Annotated in this window: 10 protein-coding genes; 6 read left to right on the top strand and 4 right to left on the bottom strand. The window is 69.3% G+C overall.

Annotation, left to right across the window (positions count from 1 at the left end; translation table 11 throughout):
- Positions 1-2555: 2555 nt before the first annotated feature.
- Positions 2556-3350, bottom strand: coding sequence for a GNAT family N-acetyltransferase (locus ACFC79_RS15910; protein ID WP_376240302.1), 795 nt, complete (start codon positions 3348-3350; stop codon positions 2556-2558).
- A 152-nt stretch (positions 3351-3502) separates the two neighbouring features.
- On the bottom strand, positions 3503-4678 hold the full coding sequence (locus ACFC79_RS15905) for a macrolide family glycosyltransferase (RefSeq protein ID WP_376240299.1): 1176 nt from the start codon (positions 4676-4678) through the stop codon (positions 3503-3505).
- A 1150-nt stretch (positions 4679-5828) separates the two neighbouring features.
- On the opposite strand from ACFC79_RS15905, the gene ACFC79_RS15900 reads away from it, so the two are divergent.
- The 3 genes from ACFC79_RS15900 to ACFC79_RS15890 are packed head-to-tail and all read left to right on the top strand — an operon-like array spanning position 5829 to position 8841.
- A complete protein-coding gene (locus tag ACFC79_RS15900; protein WP_376240296.1) occupies positions 5829-6896 on the top strand; it encodes a bifunctional DNA primase/polymerase in 1068 nt (355 codons plus the stop codon).
- A complete protein-coding gene (locus ACFC79_RS15895; RefSeq protein WP_376240293.1) occupies positions 6893-8437 on the top strand; it encodes a phage/plasmid primase, P4 family in 1545 nt (514 codons plus the stop codon). Before ACFC79_RS15900 ends, ACFC79_RS15895 begins: the two co-directional genes overlap by 4 nt.
- Positions 8434-8841 carry a DUF6009 family protein gene (locus ACFC79_RS15890; protein WP_376240290.1) on the top strand — a complete coding sequence of 136 codons (408 nt, stop codon included), beginning with the start codon at positions 8434-8436 and terminating at the stop codon, positions 8839-8841. Before ACFC79_RS15895 ends, ACFC79_RS15890 begins: the two co-directional genes overlap by 4 nt.
- A gap of 16 nt (positions 8842-8857) precedes the next feature.
- Here the strand turns inward: ACFC79_RS15890 and ACFC79_RS15885 are convergent, their stop codons facing one another.
- Entirely contained in the window at positions 8858-10084 is a 1227-nt protein-coding gene (locus ACFC79_RS15885; protein WP_376240288.1) for an MFS transporter, read from the bottom strand.
- 212 nt (positions 10085-10296) lie between these two features.
- The gene (locus ACFC79_RS15880; protein WP_376240287.1) at positions 10297-10998 is read right to left on the bottom strand and encodes a FadR/GntR family transcriptional regulator; all 702 of its coding nucleotides are present in this window, start codon (positions 10996-10998) and stop codon (positions 10297-10299) included.
- A 169-nt stretch (positions 10999-11167) separates the two neighbouring features.
- On the opposite strand from ACFC79_RS15880, the gene ACFC79_RS15875 reads away from it, so the two are divergent.
- From ACFC79_RS15875 to ACFC79_RS15865, 3 genes are all read left to right on the top strand, one after another.
- Positions 11168-12400 (top strand): MFS transporter, encoded by a 1233-nt coding sequence (locus tag ACFC79_RS15875; protein WP_376240284.1) that lies wholly within the window; start codon positions 11168-11170, stop codon positions 12398-12400.
- A gap of 824 nt (positions 12401-13224) precedes the next feature.
- Complete coding sequence (locus tag ACFC79_RS15870) at positions 13225-14328, top strand: bifunctional DNA primase/polymerase (protein WP_376240282.1); 1104 nt, start codon at positions 13225-13227, stop codon at positions 14326-14328.
- Complete coding sequence (locus tag ACFC79_RS15865; protein WP_376240279.1) at positions 14325-15896, top strand: phage/plasmid primase, P4 family; 1572 nt, start codon at positions 14325-14327, stop codon at positions 15894-15896. The genes ACFC79_RS15870 and ACFC79_RS15865 overlap by 4 nt, the downstream gene beginning before the upstream one ends.
- Positions 15897-15991 lie beyond the last annotated feature (95 nt).

Genomic DNA, 15991 nt, shown 5'->3' with positions numbered 1-15991 from the left:
TTGTGGTGGCACCCGCTGCCTCATATCCACCCACACGCCTCGACGTACCCTCGCACCAGCTGACTGACGGATCGGCATCGCTGCCCACCGAGCGGCCGGCCGACCCGTTTGCCCCTCATGCACCACACCAATCACTCGGCACACCAATCCGCCTGCCGGAACCTTGATGAGGAATCACGCCGACCCTCCAGCGCGGTGTCCTGCTCACTGGCGTCCCCGCACACTCATGAACGAACGAGCCCGCTTCCCAACCGAAACACCTGTACTCAATCTCGCTTCTCCACACGTTCCCGGTCCAGTCCTCGAATCGGCTCGCCTGCACACTCATGGTCGAGCACACAGTCATGTGCGCGTATCCACCGACACACACACCATCGGAGCGGCTGCCGAGCACGCACATCCGCATGCAGGGCATCGAGTACGGCTTCACATGGGCTGACACGTTCATGAATGAATGGCGAGGGAAACGGGACCGCTCGCCTGAGCACACGCCCGTACGCCCGTCAGATGGGCTGCACGCCGACCGGTCTGCGCGCCTCCCCACTGATTGACTCGCACACTGACGTTCACTCACACACCTCACTCACCCTTGACACAGGCCCTCAGCAATACCTTCTTCATCACCTGCATCACGGCGTGTCACCACACCCCGGACTCACCCCATGAACACACGACGTGGAATGTTCACTGGACAAGTACTGTCAAGGCATCTAGCAAAGCGTGTCAACATGTTTGAGTCCAAGCATGCGGCGATGTTTGCAGCGATGTTTGTTTTTGCAGGTCAGAGACGGTTTTTAGCTCGAAGAAGCAGTCATCATTCTATGCCCTCATTCCGTCAGAAGACACCTTCACACACGGCCGATGAAGGGCAAGAGCTTACGTGCCCCTGGCGACTTCTACCTCGCACATCCCCGGCTGAACTACCCGATCGGAACAGGTCTCCATGCCTTGCACCGGACAAGCCTGAACGTGACCGGCGTTCGCCCCAGCCGTTCACTCACCCGTTCTCTCACCCACCAGTCGCCGCTCCGCGCTGCACAGGAAGGAACCGGACGGACCGTCGGCAGCAGCACCCTGCACTCCCGTTCAGGTCCCGCCCGGAACAACAGGGCTGCCGGGCCTTGTCGACTCCGTGCAGCATCCCTCATGGCCGTCCTCGGAACCATCGGTCGGTCCGAAGCGAATGTGTGTCGCGTACGGGGTTCACCCGGATACGGCCACCAATACGGTCCGACGGCTTCACACAGCACAAGCGGATCCACTCGGCAAGGGACTACCCGACCCGAGTATCGCCACGCTCCGACGTTCGGCACATCGAGGCAATCCGCTCGGACCAATCGACCGACGGCAGCCTCCTTTGCTGGCTGACGTCATGATGTGGGGCGCATCCGCCGAACCCTCTGCGGGCCGGAAAGCCATCACAAGTGGATCACCAAGGAACCTGTTCAGGGGAAGGAGCGCCGCTCCTGCGGCGCCCCCTGCATCACGGAGTTCCCTCGGAGATGCCCACCCCTGCCAATCGTTCAGCTCGGGGAAGAGACAAGGAGGAAAGGTCGTGTGCCATGTCCGCGATCGCTCCCGACCAGGTGGGGGAGAAGCACCAGATGCCTTGTTCACGAGCGGTCGTGGAACCGGTTCGGCGGGAGGAGCGAGGGTGCACGAGGACGAACGGGCTTCGGTGACCTCGAAGAGACGTCGGCCATCGCTTCCGACGGGATCACTCGGCCCACCACGACAACTGACCAGGTTCTCACCGCATCGCGCCCGAATCTGCTACGACTCGTTCCCTCTCCGGGTCTCCGGGCCGGTGGATGTCGCCTCGCAATGGGGCTCGCACCGCCATCGTCTCTCACGCACCTCCCCGCGAACACTTCCGGCAGCGGCGCGAGGTGGCAGCCCACAGTGCCGCTCCCATCCCGATCAAGGATCTGATGCACCGGACCACGACGGTGCCGCTACGGCGCCGCGGGGGAGAGGCCATCGAGCAGCGGGGCCGATACGACATCGGCTCCGCCTCGCAGCGTGTTTCTCGCAACCGCCGACACACGAGGGCCGAGGTGAGGCACAGCAATCGCCCGGACCACGTCCCACGATCCACCCCGCCCGAGCCGCAGGTTCCGTCGTCCGACTGAGGTTTCCCCCTCCCGAATCACCCCGCCGTCAGCCCCTCGAAGGCCGCTCCGGCGCGGGGGAGAGACATCCGCGGTGACGGCCCCTCGCGCCGGCTCCGGCGACGGCTGCAAGTGGGTACGCAGGCCCGGAAAGCCGCCGTATCCACGCCGAATGCCGCAGGCCGACCGGAGGTGGCCCCGGGGTCACGAACGCGCCGTCCGGTCACACACGCGCGTTCTGGGCGGGGAGGACGGAGCCGAGCCGAACGCTCTCAGGGGCTCCCACAGAAGTTGTACAGATTTCAACTAATAGTCGGGGGAGCGCCCGCCTCAAAGGGGTCCGAGGCCGTGCCGGCCGAGAGCGGGCGAGCAGGGCGCCGGGAACCGAACCGGAGGAAGCTGCCCGGTGCGACTACCTGATCACCTGTGAGATGCCTGTGGGGATCAACCGCGTTCGAAACAGTGCGAGTGGCCGATCGCGGAGAAGCCCCGGCGCTCGTACCAGTGACGCGGCCAGTCCGTCGCGTCGGCAGTCAGAAAGCGCGTGCCGCATCCCTCGTCGGCGGCCAGGCGCAGGGCAGCGGTCAGAACCGCGTCGGCGTATCCCTGGCCGAGGTGGGTGTCCGAGGTGACCAGGTCCTCTATCTGCGCCATGCCGCCGGCCGGGTCGAGATAGAGGTCGGCCCATGAGGCGACCTCGCCCCGCTCCGTGCGGGCTCCGATGAAGTGAACGATGTCGGCCCCCCGGTGACGGGCCTCGCGTCGGTCGACGAGGTGGCGCAGGACCGTGTCGTCGACATCGGGAAGCATGCCTCGCCAGCGCCGGGTGAGTGGGCCGCGTATCTCGTCAAGAGTCACCTTCTCCACGGGCGCACGCCGACTGCGGGAATGCGCCCCGACGGGCGTCGGGCCCTCGTGCAGCATCACCAGGTACGAGGAGTGGGTGTACCCGGCCCGGAGCAACGGCTCCGCACACGCCCTCGCGACCTCGTCGTCGAGGACGGAAATCAACCGGTGCGGCAGATGCCCCAGGGCTTCGTCCACGATGCCGGGCAGCGCCACGGGGTCGATGGCCGCGGCGATGCCGGTGTCGATGACCACCTGGTTGTTCGCACGGGAGTGCACGAACGCGTCGTCGTACACGGCGAACCCACCGGGAAGACCGGCAATGTGCCCGGCCTGGCGGCGGAAGAAGGCCGACAGGAAGGAGTTGATCCGCTGAAGTTCCGGGCTCGGCATGGGCCGGAGACTAGCGGTCGCGATCCGCAAATGCCTCCCGTTTTCCGGCGAGCGGGCGGGGCGGGGCAGGAGCCGGGGCGGGCAGGAGCCGGGGCGGGCAGGAGCCGGGGCGGGCGCCCGCCCCGGCTCCTGGTCCCTCATCCGGGAACGGATCAGTCCAGCATGTCCTCGATGAGGTCGGCGGCCCGTCCGGTTCCGCCCTCGGCGAGGACTTCGGCGCGCAGTGACGTCGAGCGCCGGGCAACCTCCGGGTCCGTGACGAGCTCATCGAGGGCGACGCGCAGCACTTCGGCCGTCGCCTGTTCGGTGTCGATGCGACGGGCCACACCCAGTTCGACGAGCCGGTCGGCGTTCATGAACTGGTCGGTGCCCTGCGGGACGGCGATCATTGGTACCCCCGCGAGCAGCCCTTCGTTGCTGCTGCCCATTCCGGCATGGGTGATGAAGGCATCGGCCTGTGCCAGGATCGCCCGCTGGGGCACCCAGGAATGCACCTCGACATTGCGCGGAATCTCCCCGAGCTCCTGCGGGTCGGTGCGCTTGCCGATCTGGAGGACGACGTGCCAGCCGGGCAGGTCGCCGAAGGCCGCCAGACACTGCCGGTAGAACTCCGGCTGATGCGTGTACGCCGAGCCCAGGGAGATGAGGAGGACCCGTTCGGCGCCGGACGGACGGACCCAACTCTCCTTCTCCTCAAGCGGAACGAGGCAGGGACCGACGAATGTCACCGTGTCGGTGTCGACCCGGTGCGCGTGCGGTTGCATGGCACGGGGAATGAGCGCCAGTGCCCGGGAGGGCTTGCCGGGGAAGGCGTCCACATCGGTCGTGGACGCCCCGCAGCCGTCGAGCCACCGCGCGAACTTCGCCCGGTACGCGTCGGCACCCGGCAGTTGCCAGAGGCCCGAACCGACCTCCTCCTCGAAGCCCTCCCAGCCCACGAACGTGGGGGACAACTGGACGGCGGGACGCCCCTGTGCCTCGGCGAGAGCCCGCCCCGCATAGCCACCGATGTCGTACAGGTAGAGGTCTGCGGGGTCACGGTCGTAGACGGGACGCACCTGTTCGAGGACGCTGATGGCGTCGTCGAGGAAGAGTTCCATCGCGGCGATGGGGTCGTCGGGCCAGTTGTTGTCGGCGACCGGCAGCATGGTGGTGAACGGGACGAGCTCGGCGCCGGTGGCCGTGATCGGGTCGGCCACCACAGGGGCGTTGGCGTAGGTCACCCGATGGCCACGGGACACCAGTTCGCGGATGATCTCAAGGCTCGGCAGGACATGGCTGATGGCGGGAACACCGACCATCGCGATGTGAGCACGGCGACGGGACATACGGAATCACTCTCTTCAGGTTCATGGCGATGGGGACACGACGAACCAGTGCGCCGACCACGCCACGGGAGGATGACCCTGCGGCGGGCGCACATGGATGTCGGACGGGTTCGGGGGAGTGCCCCTGTCCGGTCTCAGCCGTAGAACTGAAGAAATTGCATGCCTCGGACTCTACTTCACGTCCTGGCACCGGGCACCAGGTTTTTTGATCCAGGCACGCGAACAGGGTCTGGGGCGGCGGATCAGACCAGGAATCGGGGCAGGGATCGGACTTCGGGGGAGTCCAGCCCGGGGAAGGTTCGGCCCGGCTCACCGGAGCGACCGACGTCTCGCCGACCGGACCCCAGCGACTGAGGGACAGCGACCGGGGACAGCGACCGAGCGCCCCAGCGACTGAGGACCAGCGACTGGGGCATGAGCTCGGTCGCTCCCCAGTCGCTGTACAAAATCGCAGGTCAACGAGGTTTTTCCGGAAGATCAGCGACTGAAGCGACTCACCTTCGGTACATATGAAGACATTCATGTGTGCGCGCGTGCGTCATAGATACAGAAGTTCAGTCGCTTCAGTCGCTGTTTGGGTCCTCCTACCCTGTCCGAACTGGCCTTTCTTCAGAATCCGAATGCAGCGACTGAAGCATTTCCCAGTCGCTGAACCCCAGTCGTTCAGTCGCTGAGTCGCTTCCGCGCTCCGAACCAAAGACCTGGCTGCCCATGTTTGGGTAGATTTCACCTCTCGACGTGTCAGCCCCCGTGCCGGTCCTTCGAGTGCCTCAGCGACTGACGGTCAGCGACTGAGAAATCGACGGCACCGTCCCGGAGCCTCCCGCCCGGCGCTGGTCCTCGGTCGCTGGTCCTCGGTCGCTGGGGCGCACGGTGCTGCCGCACTGCTCGTCAGGCGGCACCACAACCGCCCCGCCCGGCCGCCGTTCCGGCCGGGCACCATCCGGCGCGGTTTCCGGGGCAGGGGAGCGCAGGGGGAGGTCCCCCGCCAGGTCATACCTCCGCTAGCCTGTGATCTCCACACTTGAGAACTTGAGTCGCTTCAGTCGCTGAACGGAGGAGCAATGCGCCCCCACCAGAGTGCTTCGCGCGGCTCCCGCCGGGCCCGTCTCCGTTCCCGCCGCCGTGACCACCCGAAGGTCCCGTGACCTTGGAATCACGCACCCACCCGTCGTCGGCCGTCGTCGCCCGCTGGTGCGCGGCGGCCGGCTGGCCCGTGCATCCCCTGGCGCCGGGGCGGAAGACTCCGGCCGCGAACTGTGCCTCCTGCAGGCAGAACGGACACCGTGTCGACGACTGCCCCTGTCGCGCCGAGGGCCGTTGGTGCCACGGCCTTCTCGCGGCCACCACGGATCTGGCGCTCGTGGCGGCCTGGTGGGGCGGGCATCAGGGCTTCGGCGTCGGGGTGGCCTGTGGTCCCGCGGGCCTGCTGGTCATCGATGTCGACGCGCACGGACACTCCCTGCCCGGGCGTCACGAGGTCCTGCCGGGCATCGAGATACCCGAGGCGGTGGAGCTGACCGGGCTCAGCAACGGCTTCCACTCACTCGCGGTCCTCGCCGCACTGCGCGGGCAGCCCGACCCCGCGCAGGACACGCGCACGCTGAGGGTGCGCACCCCGTCGGGAGGGCTCCACATCTGGTACGACGCAGGCCCGGGCCACCGGCTGCGTTCCTCGGTCGGCACGGGCGGGCGGGGTCTGGCCTGGCAGGTCGACGTCCGGGGCGAGGGCGGGTACATCGTCGCCCCGGGCACTCGCACCGAGGCGGGGGTCTACGAGCGCCTAGGAGAGTGCGTCACGCCCGCTCCGCTGCCCTCCTGGCTGCGCGGCGAGTTGGAGCGCACCGGACACCGTGAAAGCCCCTTGGAGGGGCGCACACGGCCTCCTGGGAGGGTCGACCCGGCTCTTGCCGCCGTCGTGTCGGCGGGGTGGGGGAGCGCCGCCGCGGACCGGGCACTCGGATCCGTGCTGACCCCGGTACTGGGATGCGCCACCACGGCGTCGGGCGCGGGCTTCAGCGACAAGCTCAACCGTGCCGCGTACACGGCAGGGGGCCTCTGCGCGGCCGGAGTCGTCGACGCGGGCCGCGCACGGCACCTGCTCGAAGAGGTCGCGGAGCAGGTGAGGCCGGGTCAGCGGCGACGCTCGGCACAGATCATCGACAGCGGTTTCACCGCGGGCCTGCGGCGCCCGCTCGTCCCGAAAGGCCGCTCGTGAGCTCACCGATCCAGGGGGTGTTCGACTTCGACGCGGCTGCGGTCGCCCAGCAGATCATCGCCCACTCCCGGACGCACGGGACGGAGAACCCGCCACCGGGGGGCGCCCAGGGGCCCTACACCGACGCCCCGTTCCGGGCCACCGCGCACGGGCTGGTCCTCGACTCGCTCTCCGACCGGGGACTGGCCGAGGCGTTCGCATACCTGTACGCCCGCGAGTACCGGCACGTGAACGGTCTCGGCTGGTACAAGTGGGACGCCTACCGCTGGGTCCCGGACGACCACGACCGCGTCGTGTGGGCCGCCGGGGACATGGCGAAGAAGCTGGCCCGGGTGGACGACCAGGAGGACTTCACCGCCTCCGAGATGAAGCGTGCGCGCGGCCGGGCCCTGTCCACCGCCGGGATCAAGGCGATGCTCGCGCAGGCCCAGGCCGCGGACGGCATGCTCCTGGACGCGGCGCTGCTGGACGCCGATCCGTACGCGCTGTGCACCCCCGGCGGCATCGTGGACCTGCGCACCGGCATCTCCACCACCCCCGATCCGTTGCGGCACCTGCACTCGCGGGCCACGTCCGTGGCGCCGCGTCAGATGCCCGTCCCGCAATGGGACCGCTTCCTGCGGGACACCTTCGGTGCGGACGCCGAGGGCCTGGAGATGATCGACTTCCTCCACCTGCTGCTCGGCTACTCGATCACGGGCGACGTCGGCGGGCAGGCGCTGGTCTTCCTCCACGGCCTCGGCAAGAACGGCAAGAGCGTCCTGCTGGACACCCTGGTCAAGCTTCTGGGCGACTACGCGGACGCGGCCCCGCCCGGCTTCCTCATGGCCAAGCCCTTCGACGGACATCCCACCGACCTCGCCGAACTGCACGGCCGGCGCGTCATCGTCTGCAGCGAACTCAAGGCGGGGGACCGGTTCGACGAGGCACGGGTGAAGCTGCTGACCGGCGGGGACCGGATCAAGGCCCGCCGGATGCGCCAGGACTTCTTCAGCTTCACCCCGACCCACAAGCTCTGGCTGCTCGGCAACCACAAACCGGAGGTGGGGACCGGGGGCTTCGCCTTCTGGCGGCGCATGCGGCTCGTCCCGTTCGAGAAGGTCGTCCCCGACGACCAGAAGATCGACAATCTCGCCGATGTCCTCGTCAATGAGGAGGGGCCGGGCATTCTGGCCTGGCTGATCGACGGCGCCCGTCGGTATCTTGATGGCGAAAAAGACCTGTCGGGGCCGGAACGCGTCCGCCTGGCAACGGACGCGTATGCGGAGACAGAAGATCACTTGGGACGATTCCTGAAAGAGGCGTGCGTCATCGAGCCCGGACTCAGGGCCGAGCAGAAGACGCTCTATCTGGCCTATCAGAGCTGGTGCGACGGGGAACCCGAGGTCGCCAAACCGGTCAGTTCCCGGACCTTCGCCGCCCGTGTGCGGGAGACCCTGGGTATGCGCTCCCCGTCCGACATGGCAACCTCGAACTCCAGGAAGTACTACCCCGGCATCGGGCTGCTGGTGGAGGACGACGGCACGAAGGAGACAACGTGAGTGCCTTGATCGGGCCGGAGGACCTGACCCACGAGATCGACATCGTCTGGGTCGCGTCCGACATCGACGAACTCGACTACGTCCGCCAAGCACTCGACCGCGTGCGCGGAAGACGTTCCGCGCCGCCCTTCCACCGCGACGGCCGTCTCGTCGGATACGCGGTGCTGGGCGACGGGGCCAAGCCGTCGCGCGCCTCGGGGACGTACCTGCGGCGCGTCTTCTGGGTCGCACCCCACGACCGGGACAGCGCACCGGAGGGGCTCTACAAGTTCGGCGCCCCCTCGGAGGCCGTGGACCCCAGGACCATCGGAGCCCGTGTCGAGGGCCGCAAGACGGTCCGTTCCCAGGCGACCGAGCTGTCGGTCCTCCCGACCGGCCAGGAAGTGGCGCTGCCCTCCGCGTGACCGGTCCGCGGGCCGGTCATCGTTCGTCGGTTGCCGCGACGGGGCTCGTCGCGGCAACCGACGGTCCGGGCCGTTTCACGAGCGCGGGGGCCGCCGCCAGGGTCGCCAGCAGTGTTCCGGCCCCGGCCAGTTGCAGGGCCCCGTCACCGCCGAGCAGACCGGCGGCGGGGCCGCCCAGTGCTGTTCCCGCCAGATGGGCGCCGTTGAGCACGGCCCCGGAGGTGGCGAAGGCCCGGCCCCGGACCTCGGGCGGCACCCGATCGTGAATGAGATTGCGAATGGCCAGCCCCTGCAACGAGTTGGCGACCCCGGTCAGCACGAAGGCGATCAGCGCGACGGCGAAAACCGGCACGCGGGCAGTGCCCACCAGCGCGGCCCCCATGAGGATGCCCGCGCCGACGAGGACGCGCGGCTGTCGGGACAGGGGAATCCGCGGGGCCAGAAGCAGTGAGGACAGCAGCATGCCGACCGTGTGCGCCGTCACCAACCATCCGTACCCGGTGTCCGAGGCGTGCAGTTCGTCGCGGACGAAGAACACTCTGGCCACGCCCAGCACGGCAGTGAAGACGATCGCACCGGCCAGGGCCCCGATGGCCGTCCGCAGCAGCCGGTCCCCGGCGAGCACGCCGACTCCTCGGCGGACCTGCGCCGCCCATCCGGTGTCGGTACGGACGGACGGGCCCCGACGCCCCGGTACGGGCAGGAACAGGAAGGCAGCGGCCATCACGACAAAGGTCGCGGCGTCGACGAGCAGGGCCACTCGTGCGTCCGTCGCCGCGACGAGCAGCCCGGCCAGGGCGGGGCCGGCCACGTTGCCTCCCGTGCGGAACGTCTCCAGCCGGGCGTATCCGCCCGTCGCGCTCCCGTCCCCGGTCAGCCGGGGCACGAGCAGCTGCAACGCGGGCGAGGCCAGGGCCGTGCCCGCCCCCAGCAGCACCAGCAGTCCGATCGTCGTCCCCGCGTCCTCGAAGACCGCCGTGCCCGCCGCCGCGAGGGCCTGGAGAGCCGTCACGACCACGATCAGTCGTCGGCCGTCGACCCGGTCCACCAGCGGGCCGGCGAGCGGCCCCACCACCACGAGGGGGATCACACCCGCGACGACGAGGGCCGCGATCATCGCTCCCGACCGCCCCTGGTCGTGGAAGCGCAGGGTCAGGGACACCATCGCCATCTGATCGCCCATCGACGACAGCCCGTACGAGGCCGCGACGACCCACAGAGCCACGTTGCGGGGGAAGAGCATCCGCAGATATTGCCATCACGACAACCGCCCTCACAACGGCTGCTCCCATGGCCGGGGCCCGTTCCCCGGCCACCACGGCACCGGCACGGGGAACGCGGCGTCGGCGTGCACTCATGTGGCTCACGGCCGCCGCTCCGCCGGTCGGCGGGGAAACCGGTCCGTCGGGCAGGAGCCGTGGTCCACCGGCCGCAGAGGGGGAGTCCGGTCCGGGCTCAGCTTTCGGCGGCCGGGGACGCCGGTGGGGCGCCGCGCCAGTCGTCGGTGGCGTCAATGTTGGAAACGGCACTGCGGGCGGCACGCCCGGCATCTCCCTCCCGGAGGGCGTCGAGGAGGTCCTCGTGCCCCCGGCGGTCCGCGCCGTCGAATCCGTGCTCGTCCCAGTGGGCGGTCATCGAACGGCGCAGGGCCGGGCCGAGAGCGGTGTAGAGGTTGTCCATCAGGACGTTCCCGCTGCCGGCGGCGATGCCCTGGTGGAAGGCGTAGTCGGCCTCGATCCAGGCATCGCGGTCACGGTCCCGCCAGGCGGTGGACCGCCGCGCGAGCAGGTCGTCGAGACGGGTGAGTTGCTCGGGGGAGACCCGGACGGCCGCCAGGCGGGCTGCCTGGGCGTCCAGGGCCTGGCGGACCTCAAGGACGTCGCCCAGCTCGCTGTCGAGGCGCTGGATGGCGCCGGACAGTTCGCTCGTGGCACGCACATAGGTGCCGTCGCCCTGCCGGGCCTGGAGGAGCCCTGCGTGGATGAGGGCACGGGTCGCCTCGCGCAGGGTCCCTCGGGCGATACCGAGCTGCTCGATGAGTGCCGTCTCGGTCGGGATGCGGCCCCCCACCGGCCATCTCCCGGAGGTGATCTCGGCGCGCAGCCGCTGGATGACGTCGTCGACAAGTACCGAGCGGCGTGCGGAGGCGAGAGTCACGGCGGTTCTACCTTTCACGGGTGGTGGCTCCGGTCATTCGTAGGACCGGAGGGCCCGGGGCGGTACGGCTGTCAGGCGGTGCCGTCTCTTCCGACAGGGCTGGGCGGTACGCCTCAATCGTAGCTCTAAAGATTGGACGTTAAAGGTCAGACGTTTTATGTTTGTGGTCATGCTGTCGATCCCCCGTTCCCCGACGCGTCCTTCGTCCGCGGGCAGCGCCCATGCTGCCCGCTCGTTCTCCCGGGCCGCCTGGCCGGCGGCCGCGGGCATCGTGCTGATCGCCCTCAACCTGCGGCTGGCCATCAGCAGCGCCGCCGCCCTGATGGAGCAGCTCCAGGCGCAACTGGGCTTCGGCCCGCTGGTCGCGTCCCTGGTACCGGCGCTGCCCGCCCTCTGTTTCGCGGCCGTGGGCGCGACCGGCGCCGTGCTGGCCCGCCGTCTGGGCACCGAACCCGCCGTTCTCCTGGCACTGCTGGCGCTCTGCGCCGGGCTCGCCGTCCGGGCCGTGCCCCAGACCTGGGCGCTGCTGGCCGGGACGTTGCTGGGCTCGGCGGGGCTGGCCCTGTGCAACGTTCTGCTGCCCGCTGTGGTCAGGACGCACTTTCCCGACCGGGTCGCGCTGCTGACCGGTGTGTACACCACCGTGATGGCGCTCGGCTCGGCCTTCGCCGCGGCGGCGGCCGTGCCCGTCGCCGGGGCGGCGGGGCGGCCGTCCCTGGGCCTGGCGGCCTGGACCCTGCCCGCTCTGGCTGCCCTCGGGGTCTGGGCACTGAGGCCGGGAGCCTGGAAGGGCTCGCCCCCTCGCAGCGGCGGCGGAACGGTCTCGGCCTGGGCCGTCGGGCGAACCCGTTTCGGGCTGCTGGTGACCGCGGTCTTCGCCCTCCAGTCCCTCAACAGCTACGCGGTCATCGGCTGGCTCCCGACCGTTCTGACGGACCACGGGATGAGCTCCGACCGGGCCGGCTTCATGCTGGGCCTCGCCCTGTTCGTCGGCGTGCCCTCCACGTTCGTCCTCATGCCGCTCACCCGGACCCCGGCGCGGCTCCGGCTCGCCTTCTGCATCGTGGGTGTCTCGCTGATCGCCGGATACCTGGGGCTGCTGTACGCGCCGACGGCCCTGCCCGTTCTCTGGGCCGTGCTGACCGGCCTCGGGCTGGGCGCCTTCCCGTTGATCCTGGCCGTCATCGGGGCGAGCGGGCGCAGTCCGCAGGAGACCGCGGCACTGTCGGCCTTCTCCCAGAGCACCGGATACCTGCTGGCCTCTGCCGGGCCCTTCGGCGTCGGCCTGGTCCGCTCGGTCACCGGAGGCTGGACGGCTCCCCTCGCTCTCCTGCTCGGGCTCGCGGCCCTTCAGCTGTTCGTCGGTCTGTCCCTGACCTCCTCGCGCGTGGTCCGCGCCTGACGGCGGGCCGCGACAGCTGTCTCTCCCTGCCGTGGGTCCCTCCGACGCACGCAGGGACCCACGCCGGAAGATCCCACCGCAGGCAAAAAAACATCCTGACGGGGCGGGGGCTCGCCGTGCGTAACCGTCCCGTACGGCTGGGTGGCCGACGAGGGACGGAACGCGGTCCAGTGACTGGGGACCGCTTCGGTCCCTGCCCTTCAGTCCCTGATAAAAGCCCAGGTCAGAGCGTTTTGACCCCGCAAAACAGGGACTGAAGGGACTCAAAATCCTAGTTATAAGCCCATAACGTGCGTGCGCGCATGTGCACGCGTACATCTTGTCTTACTCATTACGTAGCTGGCTCATAATTGCGAATTTGAGTCCCTTCAGTCCCTGTCGGGCTACTGAAACCCGCTCTGACCTGCGGATATGTTGAGGGACTGAAGGCAGGGACCGAGGGTCGCCAGTCCGTCCCTCGGTCCCTCGCCCCGGTCCCTCGGAGAGTGGCCCCCCACCGGAAAGAGGCTCTTTCCCTCGTCCCGGCGACCCCGCGCCCGCCCGCAGGTCAACCCGAGGTTGGTCTTGTCACCCTCAAAATAACGGTATATACATCTATTTTTTCGGGCGTTTTGAGGTGTCGGGGAGGGTCCGAAGGGACTCAAGGGACTGAGAATCGGATAACGGCACGCGGGCGAGATGACGGGACCGACAACGGGTGAGTGCCTACACTCATTCCGAATGACAGTCCCTTCAGTCCCTGATGACGAGGTCGGCAGGCCCTGTGACCAGCGGCGCAGGGCAGGGACTGAAGCTTTTACGACTGGACTGACAAGGACGACTGCGTGCGGCGCCACGGTGAGACGACCCCCGGAGTTCCTCCTGTCCGGCATGTCCCGTCGCTTTCCGTCGCCCGCTGGTGCGCGGAGAACGGCTGGCCCGTCCACCCCCTGGCCCCCGGCCGGAAGACCCCGGCCGGGAACTGCCCCGACTGCAGGGACCGGCACCACGATCCCCGCACCTGCCCCTGCCTCCCGGCAGGCAGGCCCTGTCACGGCTTCCACGCCGGAACCACCGATCCGCGGCGCATCGAGGAGTGGTGGACCGCCAGCCCCCGGTCCGGTGTGGGTGTGGCCTGCGGTCCGGCCGGCCTGGTGGTCATCGACATCGACGCGCACTGCGCTTCGGTCCCTGACCGAAGCCGTCTGCTCCCGGGCATCCCGATCCACGATTCCGTCAACCTCACCGGCCTGGCCTCCGGATTCGACACAATGGCGCTGCTCGCCGCCTTCCGCGGGCAGCCCAGCCCTGCCGAGGACGAGGAAACATTGCGGGTCCGTACCCCCTCGGGCGGTCTCCACATCTGGTACCGGAATCCCGACCCCCGGACCCGGTTCCGTTCCTCGACCGGTTCCAGCCCCAAGGTCGCCCTGGCCTGGCAGGTCGACGTACGGGCCGAGGGCGGGTACATCGTCGCCCCGACGACCCGTACCTCCCAGGGCGCCTACGAGGCTCTCGGAACCGCGCGGATGCCCGCGCCCCTCCCGGGCTGGCTCGCGGCCGAACTGACCCGCACCGGGCACGTTGTCGTGCCCCCGCGCCCCCTCGGGCCGCCAGGGCCCCGTCCTGCCCCCGTAGGCGTTCCCGGAGCCCGGCGGGCGCGTCGCCCGAAGTCCGCGCACAGAGTCCTGGCCCCGCTCCTCGCCGAGGTCGGCGGATGCGCGGCGACGGCGGAAGGGGCGGGCTTCACCGAGAAACTCAACCGGGCCGCGTTCACCGCGGGCGGCCTGGCCGCCGCAGGCCACCTTCGGGAGGACGACGTCCGCGAACTCCTCACCGCCGCGGCGCACGAGGCCCGCCCGTGGCAGGAAGCCCGCAACCAGAAGATCATCCACGACGGTCTCGCAGCCGGGGCCGCCCGACCGCTCCACCCCGAAGGACGTTCATGAGCAGTGCCGAGAGCGCGCGCTTCGACGCCACTGCCGCCGCCCAGCAGATGCTCGACCTCGAAGCCCGGGACCCCACCCCGGGCCCGGAGGCGCCCGTGCATCCTGCGGCCGCCCTGCCGTCGCAGGCCGTTCCCGAGGCAACCGGGTCTCCTGTCGTCGTGTCCCAGGCGGCGTGGCCGCCTCCGGCACAGCTGCCCGGCACCTTGACCGACCGGGGGAACGCGAAGCTGTTCGCCCGCCTCTACCGCGACCAGTTCCGGCACGTGGAAGGTCTCGGCTGGTACTCCTGGGACGGCTACCGGTGGAAGCGGTCCGGAGGCGAGAAGGCCGCCCTGTGGGCGGCGGGGGAAATGGCCGAGGAGATGCCGGACGCGGACCCCCGCGGCATCTTCGGCGACCGGGAAGTGCGCCTCCACAAGAAGCGCACCCTCTCGACCACCGGCATGAAGGCCATGCTCACCCAGGCCAAGGCGTCGCCGGACCTCTCCGTCGACCCGGACACCCTCGACGGCGACCCCTACGCCCTGTGCACGCCGGAGGGCATCGTCGATCTCAGGACCGGCAGGCTCCGCAAGCCCGACCCGACCCGCGACTTCCACTCCCGTGCCACCAGTGTCGGACCCCGGCACATGCCCACCCCCCGCTGGCACCGGTTCCTGGCGGACACCTTCGGCGACGACGCCGAGGGCCAGGAAATGATCGACTTCCTGCACCTGCTGCTCGGCTACTCGATCACCGGGGACGTCGGCGCGCAGGTCCTGCCCTTCCTGCACGGCCAGGGCAAGAACGGCAAGTCCGTCCTCCTGGACGTGATGATCCAGATCCTCGGCGACTACGCCGATGCCGCCCCGCCCGGTTTCCTCATGGATCGTGGTGCGTTCTCCGAGCACTCCACCGAGCTCACCGAACTCCACGGCCGCCGCCTGATCGTCTGCAGCGAACTCAAGCCGAACGACCGCTTCGACGAAGCCCGGGTCCGCCTGCTCACCGGCGGGGACAAGATCAAGGCCCGCCGCATGCGGCAGGACTACTTCTCCTTCACCCCCACCCACCACCTGTGGCTGCTCGGCAATCACCGGCCCGAGGTGTCGACCGGTGGTTTCGCGTTCTGGCGGCGCATCCGCCTGCTGCCCTTCGAACGGATCGTTCCCGATGAACGGAAGATCGACAATCTCGCCGTCGAACTCGTCGTCGACGAGGGCCCCGGCATCCTGCACTGGCTCACCGAAGGCGCCCGCCGCTACCTGGCCACCCGCGACACCCTCGCCGGACCGGATCGGGTCCGCATCGCCACCAGTGCCTACGCCAATACCGAGGACCACATCGGCCGCTTCCTGACCGAGTGCTGCGTCCACGACCCCGAGAAACCGGAACTCCGCGTGGAACAGGGCCTGCTCTACGCCTCCTACAGCACCTGGTGCACCACCAGCGAAGGCATCCGGCCCGCCACGGCCCGCACCTTCGCCACCAGGGTCAGGCAGGAGGTCGGCCTGGCCTCGCCCGCCGACATGATCAAATCCAACGGCCGCAAGTTCTACCCCAACCTCGCCCTGGTAGCCGAACAGTGAACAACATCCGTACCCATCAGCCCGCCCACTCCTTGCGGCGCCGCCCCCTGCGCCCGTACCGGGACCCCCTCTACGATGGGGGCACGGCCCACCGG

This window comes from Streptomyces sp. NPDC056061, assembly GCF_042266885.1.
Taxonomy (GTDB): Bacteria; Actinomycetota; Actinomycetes; order Streptomycetales; family Streptomycetaceae; genus Streptomyces.
The sequence above is the reverse complement of the archived record's forward strand: the minus strand, read 5'-3'. Positions and strand labels throughout refer to the sequence as shown.

What these genes read in the sequence shown, in the direction of transcription:
- ACFC79_RS15910 (WP_376240302.1), bottom strand. Translation starts at nt 3,350, where the DNA reads ATGCCGAGCCCGGAACTTCAGCGGATCAACTCCTTCCTGTCGGCCTTC.
- ACFC79_RS15905 (WP_376240299.1), bottom strand. Translation starts at nt 4,678, where the DNA reads ATGTCCCGTCGCCGTGCTCACATCGCGATGGTCGGTGTTCCCGCCATC.
- ACFC79_RS15885 (WP_376240288.1), bottom strand. Translation starts at nt 10,084, where the DNA reads ATGCTCTTCCCCCGCAACGTGGCTCTGTGGGTCGTCGCGGCCTCGTAC.
- ACFC79_RS15875 (WP_376240284.1), top strand. Translation starts at nt 11,168, where the DNA reads ATGCTGTCGATCCCCCGTTCCCCGACGCGTCCTTCGTCCGCGGGCAGC.
- ACFC79_RS15865 (WP_376240279.1), top strand. Translation starts at nt 14,325, where the DNA reads ATGAGCAGTGCCGAGAGCGCGCGCTTCGACGCCACTGCCGCCGCCCAG.